Source organism: Frankia tisae (assembly GCF_025403405.1).
Taxonomy (GTDB): Bacteria; Actinomycetota; Actinomycetes; order Frankiales; family Frankiaceae; genus Frankia; species Frankia tisai.
This window is the reverse complement of record NZ_JANEZT010000149.1, coordinates 1-14,992: the sequence shown is the minus strand read 5'-3', so window position 1 is coordinate 14,992 and position 14,992 is coordinate 1. Positions and strand designations below refer to the sequence as shown.

The window sequence follows — 14,992 nt, the reverse complement described above, 5'->3', positions numbered from 1 at the left end:
CACCCGGCTCGCGGCCGGCGTCGCCGGCCTGGCGCTGCTCGCCGCGGTCCTCGCCGGCTGCGGCTCGTCCTCCGCCGACGCCGACGCCGCCGACAAGCGGCTGCCGGTCGTCGCGACGACGAGCCAGACCGCCGACTTCACCCGGGTCCTCGGCGGCGACCGGGTCCGCGTCGCCCAGCTGCTGAAGCCGAACGTCGACCCACACGACTACGAGCCCACCCCGGCCGACCTCGAGGCGGTCGGCGACGCCCGGGTGCTGGTCGAGAACGGCGTCGGGCTGGAGAGCTGGCTTGACGACGCCGTCGGCGCCGCCGGCTTCGACGGCGTCCGGGTCGACGCGAGCCGCGGCGTGACCATCCGCTCCGGCGGCGGGGACGAAGAGGAGAAGTCCGGCGACCCGCACATCTGGCACAACCCGCTCAATGCCAAGATCATGGTCGCGGGCATCGAGCGCGGGCTCGCCCAGGCCGACCCGGCGAACGCCGGCTACTTCCACGCCAACCGGGTCGCCTACGACACCAGGCTCGACGCCCTCGACGCCGACATCCGCCGTCAGATCGCCACCATCCCGCCCGCCGACCGCAAGCTGGTCACCAACCACGACGCCTTCGGTTACTACATCGACCGCTACGGCCTCACCTTCGTCGGCTCGATCATCCCGAGCTTCGACACCGCCGCGGAGCTGTCCGGCAGGAACATCAGGAACATCGTGGACAAGATCCGGAAGACGGGCACCAGGGCCGTCTTCTCCGAGTCCTCGCTGCCGCCGCGGACCGCGCGGACCATCGCGGACGAGGCCGGCGTTCGGGTCGAGGCCGGCGAGGACTCGCTGTACGGCGACACCCTCGGCCCCGCCGGTTCCGACGGTGCCACCTATCTGCAGATGGAGGAGCACAACACCCGCACGATCGTGGCCGCGCTGCGCTGAGGCGCCAACGTGCACGCCCGCTTACCCAAAGATGACAGTTACGTCACGGTAGAGTCGGCACCGGCATGGGCGCAGCCGCGCTGACGTAATCGGACGAGGCCGGGGGCCCGACTCGACGTGGATGAGGACCTGAGGCTCGGCACGGACCACGCGACCGGCGCGGACGAGGCGGTGCCACAGCCACGGCACCGCGACCACTACCCCGGGCACCGCGACCATCACCCTGGATACCCCGACCGCCCGGGCTACCTGGACCTCTCCCAGCTGCTCGACCGCCCCGAATACCACCTCGAACGCCTCGACGACCCGATCCGGCGCAGCGACGGCGTCGCCGCCCGCGATCTGACTCGCGAGGAGCCCGCGCAACAACCCGCGGCGGCGCCGTCGCGGTCCCGCAGTCGGATCAACGCGCTGGTTACGGTCGGCGACCAGGTGGTGTCGAGCGGCACCAACGCGGCGATCAACTTCATCATCGCCCGCCGGGTGGACTCGAGCGAGTTCGGCGCGTTCGCGATCGCCTACACGATCTTCGCGATGGTCGTCGGGCTGTCCCGGGCGGCCGGGACGGCGCCGCTGGGGATCAGCTACGCCGACGTCCCGGCGTCGACGTTCCGCTCGGCGGTGCGGGCCGCGGCCGGCACCGCGCTGGCGCTCGGCGCCGCCGTCGGCGTGGTCCTGGTCCTCATCGGCGCCGCGCTGCGCGGCACGGTGGGGCTGAACCTGGCCGCGATGGGCGTGGTCATGCCGGCGCTGCTGGTGCAGGACGCCTGGCGCTACGCCTCGTTCGCCCAGGGCCGCCCGCTGCTCGCCGTCGGCAACGACCTCGTCTGGGCGGCGGGGCTCACCATCGGCGTCGGCCTGCTCGCCGCCGGTTCGGGCACCGGCGGCGGCGCCGTGGCACTGGTCCTGGTCTGGGGGGCGGCAGCGGCCCTCGCCGCGCTGGTCGGCGTCGCGCAGCACCACGCCTGGCCCGATCCGAAACGGGCGCTGGCGTGGTTCACCGGGCACCGCGAGACGACCGGCTTCATGACCGCGGAGTTCATCTCGCTGCAGGGCGCCCAGCAGACGTCCACCCTGATCATCGGGGTGGTCGGCTCCACCTCTCTGGTCGGCGCCCTGCGCGGGTTGCAGACCCTGCTGGCCCCCACAACGAACCTGGCCGTCGCGTTGATGAGCTTCGCCATCCCCGAGTTCTCGCGGCGCAAGCACATGCCCCCCGGCCAGGTCATCCGCGGCGCCTACCTGGTCTCCGGGCTCGTGGTCGTCTCCAGCACGCTGTGGGGGCTGGCGTTCATGCTGCTGCCCACCGACTTCGGCGCGGCCCTGCTCGGCGACACCTGGAACGAAACCCGCGACCTGCTGCTGCTCGCCGTCGTCGCGCAGGTGGGCCCGGGGCTCGCGGTCGGCCCGGCCGCGGTGCTCTACGCCTTCGGCAAGACCCGGCTCACCTTCTGGATCAACCTGTTCTTCGTGCCGTTCCTGCTCGCCTGCCCCGTCACGGGCCTTTTCGTCGGTGGCGCCAAGGGGGTCGTCGTCGGCAACATCATCGTGTTCTGGGCGACCATCCCGCCCTGGCTGTATCACCTGCACCGCCAGGTCCGCACCGCCACACCGCGCTGACGCCACCGGGGGCGGTGCCGCGGGCCACGAGCGGGCCACGAGCTGCCACCCCGGCGGCGCCCTCTCGATGCCCGTGGCAGGTCAGGCGGGCACGTCCGCCGGCACCGCCGCGCCGAACTGGACCGAACGCATCGAGTTGCCATACCAGAAGCCGTGGTGCGGGAAGATCACCGACCCGGGGGTGTCGAGCGCGGCGCCCAGGGCCACGAACAGCGGGACGAAGTGCTCCTGGCTCGGCAGGGCCCGGCGTACCCCGGGCGCGCGGTCGCGGTAGTGCACCAGGGCGTCGAGGTCGCCGCGGCCGAGCGCGTCGGCCACCCAGGCGTCGAAGGCGGCCACGTCGGGATGGGGGTCGCTGTCCGGGTTCGACAGGTCGGCGTGGCCGGTGGAGTGGGTGAGCAGGCCCGTGGCGAAGATCAGCACGCCCTCGTCGCGCAGCGGCGCCAGCCGCCGGCCGAGCTCCAGCAGGCCGACCGGGTCCTGCGTGGGCAGGGAGATCTGCAGCACGGGGACGTCCGCGTCCGGGTACATGTAGATCAGCGGGATGAAGGCACCGTGGTCGAGCCCGCGGTCGGCCTGCTCGACGAGCGCCTCGCCGGGGCCTAGCAGGCGGGCGACCTCGGCCACGAGGCCCGGGGCCCCCGGGGCCGGGAAGCTCAGCCGGTAGAAGCGCTCCGGGAAGCCGTAGAAGTCGTAGTACAGCGGGACGGGCGTGGTCGTCGCCCCGTACGCGATCGGGTTCTGCTCCCAGTGCGCGGAGATCACCAGGATCGCCCGGGGACGCGGCAACGCCCGGCCCCAGGCGGCGAGCTCGGCGGTCCAGTGCGGATGGTCGATCAGCGGCGGGGCGCCCTGGGTGGCGTAGATCGCGGGCATGCGCACACCGCCGGCGGCGGATTCGAGCGGGGAGGAAGCAGATGCGGTCGACACTGGCTCGTGCTCCTTGTCGTTACGAAACAGACCTTCAGCGTACGGAGGCGCACCGACAGCCGGCCGGCAAACTGTCACGTGTTCCCCATCGCTCATACACCACGCCATGACAGCAGATCTTGCTAGCATGAGTCGCATGAGCCGGACGATCACACTGCGTCTCTCGGACGAGGCCTACGAGGCGGTCCGGCGCCACGCCGAGGCCGAGCACACCTCGATGAACGCCTGGATCGAGGGTGTGCTCGACGGCGAGGACATGCGCCGGCGCTGCGCCGCGCACGGGGCCTGGATCCGGGCCAACCCGGCCGTGGCGCAGGTGGCCCTGGCCTTCGGAGAGGCCAACCAGCAGGCCCTCGCGGCGGCGGGACATCCCAACCTGACCGACACCAGCCCTTGAGACCACCGCGGCGCGGGGAGATCTGGACCGCGAACACCGGCCCGACGCCCCAGGCCGTGCTCGTGCTCAGTTCCACCGTCTACAACGAGATCGTCGACGAGCCGACCGTGTTGGTTGCCCTGGTCGTGGAGCACGCGACCAGCGAAGGGTTCTGCGTCGATCTCGGCGGCGGCCTGTGGGCCGTGATGGGCCTGGTCACGTTCGTGGCGAAAGCCAGCCTCATCACCTGCCTGCGCCCAGTCGACACCCAGGCGCTGACCAGCGCCAACACCATGCTGTTCAAGATCCTGGCCACGCCCGAACGCTGAGGCGGCCACCCTCAACGTCGCTCGGCCGGGTCCGGTTCCGGGTCCGTTTGGACGTCCGAACCCACCGCGTCAGACGGGGGCGGTGTGGTCACCGCGGCGGGCTCGACCCGGCTGTGGGCGGCGAGCCAGGCCGCCGCGATGACCGTGACGATGAATCCCGTCGTCGCGATCCCACCACTGCCGGACCTGGCGTGGTCGCCCAGCAGGGTCAATCCGACGATCGCGGGGACGATGGTCTCCACCGTCGCCTGCCCCGCCATGGCAAGCGTGACCGAGCCCCGTTGCAGGGCAGCGGCGAAAGCGATCATGCCGATCGCCCCGTAGACGAGCAGCGCCCAGGACAACGGATCGGTGACGACATCGACGACGTTCCGGTCGGCCTCCAGCGCGCGAGCGCACAGCGCCGTTGCGCCGAACGCCAGACCGGACAGGCCGCCGAGGGCGAGGACGGCGCGCTCGCCGGACAGCGCCCGACCAGCCCAGAAACAGCCCAGGGCGGTCGGGAGAAGGCCGAGCGCGATCATGGCCACGGACAGCGATCCCAGCGGTTTCGCTTTTCCCGGCGCGGCGGTGGTCGCGAGGAGGACCACCCCGAGCCCGAGAACGACCAGGGCGGCCGCCTGGGCCCGGTCCAGCCGAACCCGCAGGAAGATCCTCGCCAGCACGGCCGTCACCCCGACGCTGGCCACCAGGATCGCCTGGACGGCGAACAACGGCAGAGTCCGCACGGCGAGCAACGAGAACAGCCAGCCGACCAGGTCCAGCCCCATCCCGACGAGATAGGGAGCCTGCGTCGCCAGCCGCGCCAACAGGCGAGGATCAAGGCTGCCGACGGCCGCGGTCCGGCGGGCGCCGATGCTCTGCAGGATCGAACCGACGCCATAACAGACGGCGCATGCGAAAGCCGACAGATACGCCACGAGCACCCACTCAGCCTAGGGCGCGCTCCCGTCAGGGGACGAGGTCCGCCAGGTCGTCGAGCCGGAGCACGACCGCGGCCACCATGGCGCTGGTGACCTCCGGCGCCTCCGCCACCTCGTCCACCACCGCGCGGACCCGGCTGACGCCACCGCTGCGGGCAGTCCGCCTGACCGCCGTGTCCAGATCGCCGCCCGCCCTCGCCAGCAGCGCCTCGACCAGCCGGGCATGGCTGCTGGCAAGCTTCGACCGCAGCGACGCCTTCGCCATCGTCTCCCAGTAGGAGTCCCCGGGCCGGTCGACGATACGAGTGGTCAGCCGGCCCAGCCCGAGCCGAACGCCGAGGTCGAAGTACTCGGTCAGCACCTCGGTCACCGCGATGTCGTGCTGCAGCGCCACGTCGACGATGTCGAGGGCGTTGACCATCGCCTTCAGCCTCGCGACCTGCTCCGCCGCGCGCAGCGGCAGGCCGGCGCCGAGCAGCCGGCGCCGAACGGTCTCGATGGCGTCGAGTTCCTCCCGGGCGCCCAGGCGGCGCAGCGTCTCCGGCAGCGCCATCGCCACCTCGCTGACGCCGTCGTAGTAGCGCATGGTCTCGGCGGTCAGGTCCAGCGGCCTCGGCCGCCGCCGCAACAGCCACTGGGCCGCGTACTCCTGCAGCATGCGACACCGCAGCAGTGCCTCGACGGCGGCGTCGACCCGGTCGCCGCCGGGCACGTCGCCACGGCGGCGGGCCCGGCAGGGCGTTCCCGCGGCCGGCTGGTGATGGCCGTCGACCGCCTCCCAGACCCACGCCAGCCCGAACAGGTCCCGGGTGATGAGGAAGGCACGGACACCGTCCACCGGCGGCGCACCGGTCAGTTCCTCCAGCCGGAACAGGAAGCCGGCGCCGACCCGGTCGACGAGGTCATTGGCGAGCTGGGATGCGGCGATCGCCCGCCACAGCGGATGCCGGTCAAACCGCGGGCCGATCAGGGGGCGGAGCGTGGCCGGCAGGTAGGCGTCCAGCGTCTCCGCGGTCGCCGGCTCGGCCAGCAGGTCCGACCCGACGAGCTCGCCGAAGACCTCGCGTTTGCCGTAGGCGTGCAGGATCGCGATCTCGGGACGGGTCAGCACCGGGCCCCTGCCCATCCGCGCGCGCATCACCTCCTGATCCGGAACGGGGTCGACGGACGGGTCGAGGATGCCCGCGGAGACGAGGTGACCGGTGAGCCGAGCCATGCCCTCGACCGACACGGCGGCCTGCCGTTCGGAGACGCTCAGCGACAGCACCTGCCGGGCAGAGTCGGCGAGGACCAGCTGCACGACCTCGCCCGTGGCCGCCGCCAGCAGATCGTCCCGCCCAGACGGGCCCACCGGGGCAGTGCCCGGAGAGCTCCCACCGATCGGACCAGGCACCCGGCCGGCGGCAGCAAGACCGATCTTGAGGTTCACCTCGCGGTCCGAGCAGTCGACGCCGGCCGAGTTGTCGATGAAGTCGGTGTTGCACCGGCCGCCCGCCAGGCAGTACTCGACCCTGGCCGCCTCCGTCAGGCCGAGGTTGCCACCCTCGGCCACGACTTTCGCCCGCAGTTCGGACGCGTCGACCCGGCAGCGGTCGCGCGCCTTGTCGCCGACCGCCTGGTGGTCCTCGCGCGATGCCTTGACCCAGGTGCCGATCCCGCCGTTCCACAGCAGGTCGACCGGCGCCCGCAGGATCGACCGGATCAGCTCGTCCACGGTCAGGCTTTCGGCGTCGACCCGCAGCCGGGCACGGATCTGCGGTGACAGCGGGACCCGTCGGGCCGACAGCGGAAACACTCCGCCACCGGCGGACAGCGCCGACCGGTCGTAGTCGTCCCAGCTGCTGGTGGGCAGCGCCGCAAGCCGCCGCCGCTGCGCGTACGAGCGGTCCGGGTCCGGGTCGGGGTCGAGGAAGAGGTGCCGGTGGTCGAACGCGGCGACGAGGCGCAGCTGGTCCGACTGCAGCAGCCCGTTGCCGAACACGTCCCCCGACATGTCCCCGATCCCGACGACGGTGATCGGTTCAGCGTCGGCGTCCACCCCCAGCTCGGCAAAGTGTCGCCGCACCGACTCCCAGACGCCCCGGGCGGTGATCCCCAGCGCCTTGTGGTCGTAGCCGGTCCGGCCGCCGGAGGCGAAGGCGTCGCCGAGCCAGTAGCCGGACTCGACGGCGATCGCGTTCGCCAGGTCGGAGAACCGGGCCGTGCCCTTGTCCGCCGCGACGACGAGATAGCTGTCCTCGCCGTCGTGACAGACCAGCCCGGGCCGGCGGACGGTGGCCCCGTCGACCCGGTTGTCGGTCAGTGCCAGCAACGCGCGGATGAAGGTCGCGTAGCAGGCGCGGCCCTCGGCCTCCCGCCGCCGCGGGTCGTCCGGGGGGTGCCGCAGGACGTAGCCGCCCTTGGCCCCGTCGGGCACGATCAGCGCGTTCTTGACCCGCTGCGCCTTCATCAGCCCGGCGATCTCGGCACGCAGGTCCTCAGTACGGTCGGACCAGCGGATCCCGCCGCGGGCGACCAGCCCGGCGCGCAGGTGCAGGGCGTCGAAGCGCGCCGTGCTCACGAAGACCTCGGCCGCGGGCAGGGGACGCGGCAACCACCGCAGCCGGCCTGGGTCGAGCTTCACCGCGAGTGCCTCGCCCGGCAGGTAGTAGGTGGTGCGCACGACGGCGAGGACGACGTCGCGCAGACGGGTGAGCAGCAGGTCCTCATCGACGCCGGCGACCGTGTCCAGGTCGCGGTCAAGGCTGGCCGCCAGGTCCGCGGCGCCGTCCGGGTCTTCGGCACCGGGACGCATCCGAGCGTGGAACAGAGCGACGAGGTCCCGCGCGAAGGACGCGCGCGCGGTCAGCATCCGATGCCCGTACGCCTCGCTCAGCGGCAGCCCGGCGTGCAGCAGGTACCGCAGCAGGGCGCGCAGCAGCGCAACCTCGCCGGCGGCCAGCCCCGCGGTCAGCACCAGCCGGTCGAGCGGGTCGCTGTCGGCCCGCCCCGCCCAGATCGCCCTCAACGTCTCGCCCAGCTCGCCGACCTGCGCCAACGCCTGGGTGGCCAGCTCGGGGGGGCCGAGAATCCGATACTCGTCGACGCTGACGGTATCGCCGGTTGCGCACCCATCGCCCGGGCCTGCTGACTCCAGAGGATGTTGGTCCTCTGCCCGCAGGCCGAGATTGGCGAGCATCGGGACGACGTCGGCCAGCGGCGGGCCGGCGCCGCGCCAGGCCAGCCACAGCGAAAGCGGGCAGCCGTCGTCGACCCGCCGCACCGCCAACCCCGGCGCGCCCTGCGTGGCCAGGGCGGCGCGCGCCTCGTCGGCCGCGGCAGGACGGCCCGAGGCAGGGTCACCGGCCGCTCCGGCCGTTCCGGCCGCTGATCCGATCGAGGCGCTCATCGCATCCCCCTGACAGCCACGGATCGACCACACGGATAAAAACTCACTGCTACTTTGCCCAGTCACAGCGTGATGATTCGCCATCACGAGGGCGCCCAGCGGGAGCTCGCCCGCCGGCGAAGTCCTCGCGTTGCAGCGGGACGCCCCGATTGGCCAGGTCGCCCTGTACCTCAGGCCGGCGCCGCGACGGGCAGACCGCGCGCCCGGGCGGCTTCCGCCAACCGCTTGTCGTAGGCCACGAACCAGGTGAGCGCGGGCGCGAGTTCTTCGGCGGTGGCGAGGTGGATCGCGTCGAGGCTGCGCAGTGTCATCCCGGGGAGCTGTGCGGCCGCGTCGAGGACCGCATCAGTGATGGGTTTCTGGTGGAGCAGGGCGAGCACCGCGCGCAGCACCGGCAGGGCCGCCGGTTCGCTGCGAACGAGCGCCCTGGCGGCTTCGGTCCGTGCCAACGCGGACGCGGCCAACGGTTTCGGATTCGCCGCCAGCCACGCCCGCAACGCGTCGGTCTCGGCCTCCTGCCGCGCCAGCTTGACGATCGCCGAGCTATCCAGGTAGATCACATGCGGTCCTCGCGTAGCTCGGACACGACCTCGGCGGTGTCGCCGTCGTGAGTCGCGGTGGCCGGCCTGATCGCGAGCAGTGCCGCGATCCCTCCCGGATTGCTCGCCGGCGTCAGTTTGCCCTCACGTATGAGTTCATCGACGGCCGGATCACCGGTGTCGGGTAGGGGGACGAGCATCGCGATCGGCTGGTCATGCTCGGTGATGAGCACGGTTTCCCCGGCCGCGGCTCGATGGATCATCTTGGATGTCTGCCGAGTGATCTCCCGAATCCCCACCCGTATTGTCATAACAAAATGTTAGCACATCCGACGATCCTGACTGCCGTCGTCGACCAGCTGCGGGCGGTCCGGTCCGGTCCGGTCCGGTCCGGCACGGCACGGCCGACGGCTCGGTGCCGGAGGCGCCGTTCGGACGGACGTGCCGCTGCATCACCATCGTGAGGACCGCCGTGTTCCACACACTCAACCCCGTATCGCATGATCAACCTAGGTTGAGTGGCACTGGGCCAGGGCCACCCGAGGGATGCACTCGCCCGGCCGGTGTCGCGCCGGCCGGGCGGGCGAGGTTCCGTCGCCTACCAGGCCACCGCGCCGTTCTGGTCGAAGAGCGGAGCCTGCTCCCTGTTGACGGGCGTCAGGTCGGTCCGCACGAAACCGGGGCAGACGGAGACGACCCCTGATGGGGCGCCGGCGAGCTTCTTGGCCAGGGCGATCGTGACGCTGTTGAGCGCCGCCTTCGAACTCCGTATGCCGGCATGACCGTGGAGTACTACGGCGATTCGGGGCTGGTCTGGTCGTTGAGCGAACCCATCGTCGTGGAGACGTTGACGATCCGTCCGGACAGGCTCTTACGCAGCAGGGGCAGGGCCGAGGATGGGCTATGGCTTGCGGCCGACCCCGCCGAAGATGTGCAGCGGCTGCGGCTCCGACCCGGGCACGGGCCGCCAGAGAGGCGTCGAGACCACACCCGGCTCGACAAGCTCGAGACCGTCGAAGAACGACGTGACCTGCTCAGGGGTGCGCAAATTGTACGGGTGCCCGTCAGCCTGGGTGATCGCGATGGCCTTGTCCACGGCCTCGCCGTGCGTGCCGTCGTTGAGCGCGAGATAGCTTCCCGGCCGCACCCCGTCGAGCAGCCGCTTCACGATCGTGCTCGCCTCGTCGTTGTCGGCGACGTTCCCCACGATCCCGAACATCACCAGAGCGACCGGCTCGGTGAAGTCCAGAAGCTCGGCGGCCTCCGTGAGAATCGTGTCGGGGGCGCGCACATCGGCGTCGACATAGGCGGTTGCACCGCCGGGTGCGCTGGTCAGCAGCGCGCGGGCGTGCACCAACACCAGCGGATCGTTGTCCACGTAGACGATGCGGGAGTCCGGTGCGATCCGCTGCGCGACCTCATGGGTGTTGTCCGCGGTCGGCAGGCCGGTGCCGATGTCCAGGAACTGGCGGATGCCCACCTCACCCGCGAGGTAGGTGATCGCTCGGACCAGGAACTCCCGCTGCGCGCGGGCGACGTGCACGATGTCCGGGTAGACCTCGAAGACCTTGTCGCCCAGCTCCCGGTCGGCGGGAAAGTTGTCCTTGCCGCCAAGCCAGTAGTTCCACACCCGAGCGGAATGCGGCACGCTCGTGTCCACCCGCGACCATGCGCTCTGTGCCTGCGCCGGCTCGTCAGCACCCATATCTCCCATCATGTACCCCCGGTTGCACCCCGCAGCAGGGAGGCGGCTTCCGGTGCCCGGGTTCGGCACGTGTTGTTCGCAATTCAGTGGCCGGTGTCCAGGACCCGGCGTCCCACCACGTCGGTCGTGGTCGGCCACCCTCACCGCCCTCGGCGGAATCGGACGTGCGGGCCTGGATCAAGGTGCACGGCAAGATCGCTGACCGCAGGACGGGGCGGTGACCGATGCACCGGGCGAGGCAGTCGACGAGTACGAAGCTGGGTGCCGTCGCAGCGATGAGTCTGCCGGCGTCCACGGGTCTACCTTCCCGTTCGGCGGCTGGCAGGCGCCCCTGCTGGACGAGGTCGCCGGGAGCCTGAACCTGGTGCAGAACCTCCTGCGCGAGAAACTCTTCGACCGTCTCGACCTGTGGGTGCACCCGGTCGTGCTCGGCGTCGGGAAGAAGGTGTTCGACGGTGGCGCGGTGCCCACGGACCTCACCCTCCTCGAACCGCCGGTAGCCAGTTCGAAGGGCACCGTGTACCTGCGTTACGGGCTCGCCGATGGCACGCCCGGGACGGGGGACACGAGCGCACCCGATCGCGGTGCCGGGCGCGACAGCTGAAGCCGCCCCGCGCGGCGGTGCGGGCTCGGTGCTGGTGGTGTCGTCTTTGCGGTTACTTCCGGGGCCGCCAGGGGTGCCCGACGTGGTTACTTCGTCGACGCCGGGGTGAGGCCGTCGGTCCAGTTGCCGTCCAGTACGGTCTCGCGGGTGCCGACCACGGTGACGACGTCCAGTCGTGCCTCCTCGTCCTCGGTGAGGACTCCAGCACGCCTTCGGCGTAACGGGGCATCGTGCGTCGGTAGTCGTTCTCGGGCAGGTCGGCGCGGGAAGCAATCGTGCCCGGTCAGGGCACCACGGCCGAATGGGCTGAACGGCACGGCGCTGATCCCCAGCTGGCGGCACAGGGGGAAGCTCTCGTCCTCGATCTCGCGCGACCACAGCGACGATCCCGAACCTGGTGGCCAGCACGGCCTTGTCGCGGCGGCCGGTAAGAGCGCCCGAGGATCTCCTCACTGTCGCCACAGGCGTCGGCGGTGTCGATCAGAGTGGCGCCCGCATCCAGCGCGCCTGAATTGTGCGGGCGGGCATGTCGCTACCCGCCGGCACCGCGGATCGCGTGGGCCAGGTTCTTTCGCCTGCTACGCGCAACCAGGGCGGGTGGGGCAGTAGTCCGATGGATCGCTTGGACCAGCCCCTTCCGGGTCAGTCGCATTGGTTGCCTCCCTGACAATAATCACGATCCTGTTCAGGGGTACTCCGTTGCGGGAGCCTCTCCAGTCGATGTCGGCACTGGCGCCGCCGAAGGAAACGCCTTTCAGTGCTTGGCCGACCGTCTTGTACGAGGTACTTGGCTGGGGGAGACGACGCTCTGCCCAAAAGTAGGCGTTGACGGCGTCGTAGTACACCAGTGCTCGCTCGTCAAGGTGGGCGTCAATGCCGGCCGAGGTATCGCAGAGATCGTGGTGAAGAGCTTCGTTACTCGCGAGTTCATGCCGGTTACACGGCCTTCTGCCCTCGATATTCTGGTCCGCAAAGGAGACATAGTAGAACGTCAGATTCTTCTGGTCCTTGCGCATTTGCGGGTTGGCCATCATTTCGGCGATGTCGTCGCCCGCGACAATCGTCGGGAACGGGCCGTTGTCGCCACAGTAGTTAGCGATGTCGATGCGAAGATTCTTGAAGTCGTCGCTGCCGCGACCCGCGAAGAAGACGACGCCCTTATATGGGCCCGCCGGAGTTTCTCCGCGAGTACCGCAGAGTCTCTCGGCGACTTCGTCGATGCTTGGATCATGCGAACCCGCTGGGATCTGTCCCGTTGGTGTCGCATACACAATCTTCGTCGGTGCCTGCATTCCATGCTCGCGCGATATAGCCCCTTTCAGGTCGTCGGCGAGATCCGCCGGGTACCGGTCCTTGGCGTCATCCGTGGTCAAAATGGTCGTTTCCGGCCACCCGGTCCCTGCGAGATGGTTCTTCGCGAACTGGACCATGGCAGTTGCCTCCGACTGGTCCTGTGGCCCGATCTGGAAATATGGAAGCCCTTGGTTGTCGGCGGCCAGGTCGTCGAGGGAGAGAGTCGGCTCGACGACGGGGATGCCGTTCACCGCCAGTGTATGGACAAGGGCCGTCGTGTCATCACGGCTCTGTCCCGGACCGACGACGCCGACAATATCTCGGGGATTCCCGTCGCCGATCAGCTGCAGCAGGTACTGTCCGACCTTCTTCGCACTCTGCGTGCGCAGGCCGGCGTTGGCGAAGAGGATGGATATCGGCGGAGGAACTGACATCCTGTTGTCGAGGTACTGCGCGGCAGCTATACCCATCATGCTCTCGCGTTCGGCGACGGAGGGGTCGGTCAGGTCCGCGATGTAGACAAGCGTGATCGGGCTTCCCCGGCCAGCGGCATCTGCGTTTTCCTTCATGATTATCCGCCCGATATCGGTCAGGTTCTCATCGGCGTCACCCTTCGCTCCCATGCTGAAGGTGTCGATATTGCTGCTGATGCCAATACAGGCGCCGGACTCCGTCGTCACTCTGCCGTAGTCGCCGGCACTGTGGACACACCGGTCAACAGTTTCAGTAGGTGCGGGGTGGCGGCAGAGGAGGTAGGCGGCGATAACGGCGGCGGTCACCAAGGCCAGCACTCCGGCGCCAAGCAGGATCCACGGTAGCTTTCTGTTCCTGTTACTGCCGTTCGAGGTACCCTCGGGCGGCGGGCTAGGAGTCGGGCCATTCGATGGTGAACCGGCCACTATCTGCTGTAGCTCGGGGTCCTGATCGAGATTGATCCGGAATCCGGTGTGGTCGATCCAGCCTGGCCCGAACTCGGCTGTGGCCGTCTTCCCGAGTGCGAGAGCAAAAGCGCGGGCACGGGGCCTGCGGTTCGGGTCCTTGATCAGCGCGCCGTCGATGACATCCGCGATACAAGCCGGAACGGATGTCGCCAGCGCGGGCGGTACTTCCCTCGCGTGCTTTTGCTCGATTTTCCTCGGGCTTTTGTGGTCGTACCCGAACGGCACGCGGCCCGATACCATCTGATAGAGCACGATCCCGAGGGCGTAGACATCGGTAACCGGCCCGACCTTGCCATCCCACTGTTCGGGCGCCATGTACTCTGGACTGCCGAAGCGATGGGTGGGGTGCACCCATGTATTCTCAAGTGTCTTCGCGATGCCGAAGTCGGTCACCTTGACCGTTCCGTCGGTTGCGAACATGATGTTCGCGGGCTTGACGTCACGGTGTATGATTCCCTCACTTTCAGCCTTCTCCAGTGCGAGCGCGACTCCCAAGGCGATTGCGCAGGCCTGCGCATGCTCCATGATTCTGTCGGGCAGGCTGGCGAGTTTCTCATGCAGCGTCTGGTCCAGAAGCTCCATCACGATCGTGAGGAGCCTGCTGTCCGTGGACTCGATGGACCTCTCGAGGATTTCAACGATGTGGGGATGGCGCAGACTGTTAAGTGCTGCGACCTCCCTGCGAGCTTCCTCAGGAGATATGTTCTCCATTCGGACAGCCTTGATGGCGACACGTCGGCCGCTGCGTCGGTGACGGCCTTCGAACACGGTCCCAAAGCCGCCCGAGCCCAGTACCCCGACCACCTCGTAATGCGGTAGTGCATCTTCTATCTCTGACGTGCTGATAGCCATGTCAGCTGGTGACGAGGCGCGAGGGCCCAGTCCCCGTTCTCCTGTTCCGTGTGAGAGAAGCAGCTCGTGCGGAATGCACGCCATCAAGTCGACCAGTTACACGGGGACTACAGAGAGCGCGCAGCGTCAGGTGGGATGGCCGCCGAGCTGGGCCCTGGGCGGCGCGGCCTGCTGTCGGACAGGCCGGGAGTCCGGCCAACGGCGTCCGCGCGTGGTGATCAGACGGCGCCTCGACGTGACCCATCCGCTTCCCCCGGTAGCGACAGGTGTCATATCGTGGCACGTGTCGGGCATCCGCGACAAGCTTCGCGGTGGGGCGATGCTGCTGGTGGTCAGCTACAGATCTTGCATGGTCGGGGTCTGGCTATGGGGGTTCTGGATCGAGGGCCAGGCTGGTCTGGCCGAGGAAGCCGCCGATGAGGTCGGGCCGGTACTGGACGCGTTTGAGCAGGGTCTTGATCGTGGCGGTGAGCTGGTCGACGGTGAGGCGGGTGTGGTTGCCCAGGTCGCGTTTGACATGCGCCCAGACTCCTTCGACCGGGTTGAGGTCGGCGGGTAGGCGGG

The 14,992-nt window shown here is 69.5% G+C and carries 14 protein-coding genes; 5 read left to right on the top strand and 9 right to left on the bottom strand.

Annotation, left to right across the window (positions count from 1 at the left end):
- Together NBZ85_RS15720 and NBZ85_RS15715 are read left to right on the top strand one after the other, a co-directional pair.
- The coding region (locus tag NBZ85_RS15720; RefSeq protein ID WP_261562119.1) for a metal ABC transporter substrate-binding protein at window positions 1-928 on the top strand (928 nt) is incomplete at its 5' end.
- Window positions 929-1,045: 117 nt separating this feature from the next.
- A complete protein-coding gene (locus NBZ85_RS15715) occupies window positions 1,046-2,548 on the top strand; it encodes an MATE family efflux transporter (RefSeq protein ID WP_261562118.1) in 1,503 nt (500 codons plus the stop codon).
- 81 nt (window positions 2,549-2,629) lie between these two features.
- On the opposite strand, the gene NBZ85_RS15710 is transcribed toward NBZ85_RS15715, so the two are convergent.
- Entirely contained in the window at window positions 2,630-3,478 is an 849-nt protein-coding gene (locus NBZ85_RS15710; RefSeq protein WP_261557466.1) for a dioxygenase family protein, read from the bottom strand.
- A 136-nt stretch (window positions 3,479-3,614) separates the two neighbouring features.
- On the opposite strand from NBZ85_RS15710, the gene NBZ85_RS15705 reads away from it, so the two are divergent.
- Window positions 3,615-3,875 carry a toxin-antitoxin system HicB family antitoxin gene (locus NBZ85_RS15705; protein WP_261557465.1) on the top strand — a complete coding sequence of 87 codons (261 nt, stop codon included), beginning with the start codon at window positions 3,615-3,617 and terminating at the stop codon, window positions 3,873-3,875.
- Entirely contained in the window at window positions 3,872-4,183 is a 312-nt protein-coding gene (locus NBZ85_RS15700) for a type II toxin-antitoxin system PemK/MazF family toxin (RefSeq protein ID WP_261557464.1), read from the top strand. Before NBZ85_RS15705 ends, NBZ85_RS15700 begins: the two co-directional genes overlap by 4 nt.
- Window positions 4,184-4,194: 11 nt before the next feature.
- Here the strand turns inward: NBZ85_RS15700 and NBZ85_RS15695 are convergent, their stop codons facing one another.
- The 5 genes from NBZ85_RS15695 to NBZ85_RS15675 all read right to left on the bottom strand — a co-directional run bounded on the left by NBZ85_RS15695 (window position 4,195) and on the right by NBZ85_RS15675 (window position 10,747).
- Window positions 4,195-5,109 carry a hypothetical protein gene (locus tag NBZ85_RS15695; protein WP_261557463.1) on the bottom strand — a complete coding sequence of 305 codons (915 nt, stop codon included), beginning with the start codon at window positions 5,107-5,109 and terminating at the stop codon, window positions 4,195-4,197.
- 25 nt (window positions 5,110-5,134) lie between these two features.
- Window positions 5,135-8,494 carry an NAD-glutamate dehydrogenase domain-containing protein gene (locus tag NBZ85_RS15690; RefSeq protein ID WP_261557462.1) on the bottom strand — a complete coding sequence of 1,120 codons (3,360 nt, stop codon included), beginning with the start codon at window positions 8,492-8,494 and terminating at the stop codon, window positions 5,135-5,137.
- A gap of 170 nt (window positions 8,495-8,664) precedes the next feature.
- On the bottom strand, window positions 8,665-9,054 hold the full coding sequence (locus tag NBZ85_RS15685; protein ID WP_261557461.1) for a type II toxin-antitoxin system VapC family toxin: 390 nt from the start codon (window positions 9,052-9,054) through the stop codon (window positions 8,665-8,667).
- On the bottom strand, window positions 9,051-9,296 hold the full coding sequence (locus NBZ85_RS15680) for a type II toxin-antitoxin system Phd/YefM family antitoxin (protein ID WP_136446901.1): 246 nt from the start codon (window positions 9,294-9,296) through the stop codon (window positions 9,051-9,053). Before NBZ85_RS15680 ends, NBZ85_RS15685 begins: the two co-directional genes overlap by 4 nt.
- A 638-nt stretch (window positions 9,297-9,934) precedes the next feature.
- Window positions 9,935-10,747 (bottom strand): SAM-dependent methyltransferase, encoded by an 813-nt coding sequence (locus NBZ85_RS15675; protein WP_261557460.1) that lies wholly within the window; start codon window positions 10,745-10,747, stop codon window positions 9,935-9,937.
- A gap of 208 nt (window positions 10,748-10,955) precedes the next feature.
- Between NBZ85_RS15675 and NBZ85_RS32680 the strand changes: the two genes are divergently transcribed.
- Window positions 10,956-11,342: a dihydrofolate reductase family protein gene (locus NBZ85_RS32680; protein WP_261557459.1), complete on the top strand. Its 387-nt coding sequence runs from the start codon at window positions 10,956-10,958 to the stop codon at window positions 11,340-11,342.
- An 86-nt stretch (window positions 11,343-11,428) separates the two neighbouring features.
- Here NBZ85_RS32680 and NBZ85_RS15665 read toward each other — a convergent pair whose 3' ends face one another.
- The 3 genes from NBZ85_RS15665 to NBZ85_RS15655 form a co-directional block, all read right to left on the bottom strand.
- Entirely contained in the window at window positions 11,429-11,659 is a 231-nt protein-coding gene (locus tag NBZ85_RS15665; protein ID WP_261557456.1) for a hypothetical protein, read from the bottom strand.
- A gap of 261 nt (window positions 11,660-11,920) precedes the next feature.
- Window positions 11,921-14,428 carry a serine/threonine-protein kinase gene (locus NBZ85_RS15660; RefSeq protein WP_261557454.1) on the bottom strand — a complete coding sequence of 836 codons (2,508 nt, stop codon included), beginning with the start codon at window positions 14,426-14,428 and terminating at the stop codon, window positions 11,921-11,923.
- Window positions 14,429-14,792: 364 nt separating this feature from the next.
- On the bottom strand, window positions 14,793-14,992 hold a 200-nt coding region (locus NBZ85_RS15655; protein WP_261557452.1), incomplete at its 5' end, for a hypothetical protein.

What these genes read in the sequence shown, in the direction of transcription:
- NBZ85_RS15705 (WP_261557465.1), top strand. Translation starts at nt 3,615, where the DNA reads ATGAGCCGGACGATCACACTGCGTCTCTCGGACGAGGCCTACGAGGCG.
- NBZ85_RS15690 (WP_261557462.1), bottom strand. Translation starts at nt 8,494, where the DNA reads ATGAGCGCCTCGATCGGATCAGCGGCCGGAACGGCCGGAGCGGCCGGT.
- NBZ85_RS15680 (WP_136446901.1), bottom strand. Translation starts at nt 9,296, where the DNA reads ATGATCCATCGAGCCGCGGCCGGGGAAACCGTGCTCATCACCGAGCAT.
- NBZ85_RS15675 (WP_261557460.1), bottom strand. Translation starts at nt 10,747, where the DNA reads ATGGGAGATATGGGTGCTGACGAGCCGGCGCAGGCACAGAGCGCATGG.
- NBZ85_RS15660 (WP_261557454.1), bottom strand. Translation starts at nt 14,428, where the DNA reads ATGGCTATCAGCACGTCAGAGATAGAAGATGCACTACCGCATTACGAG.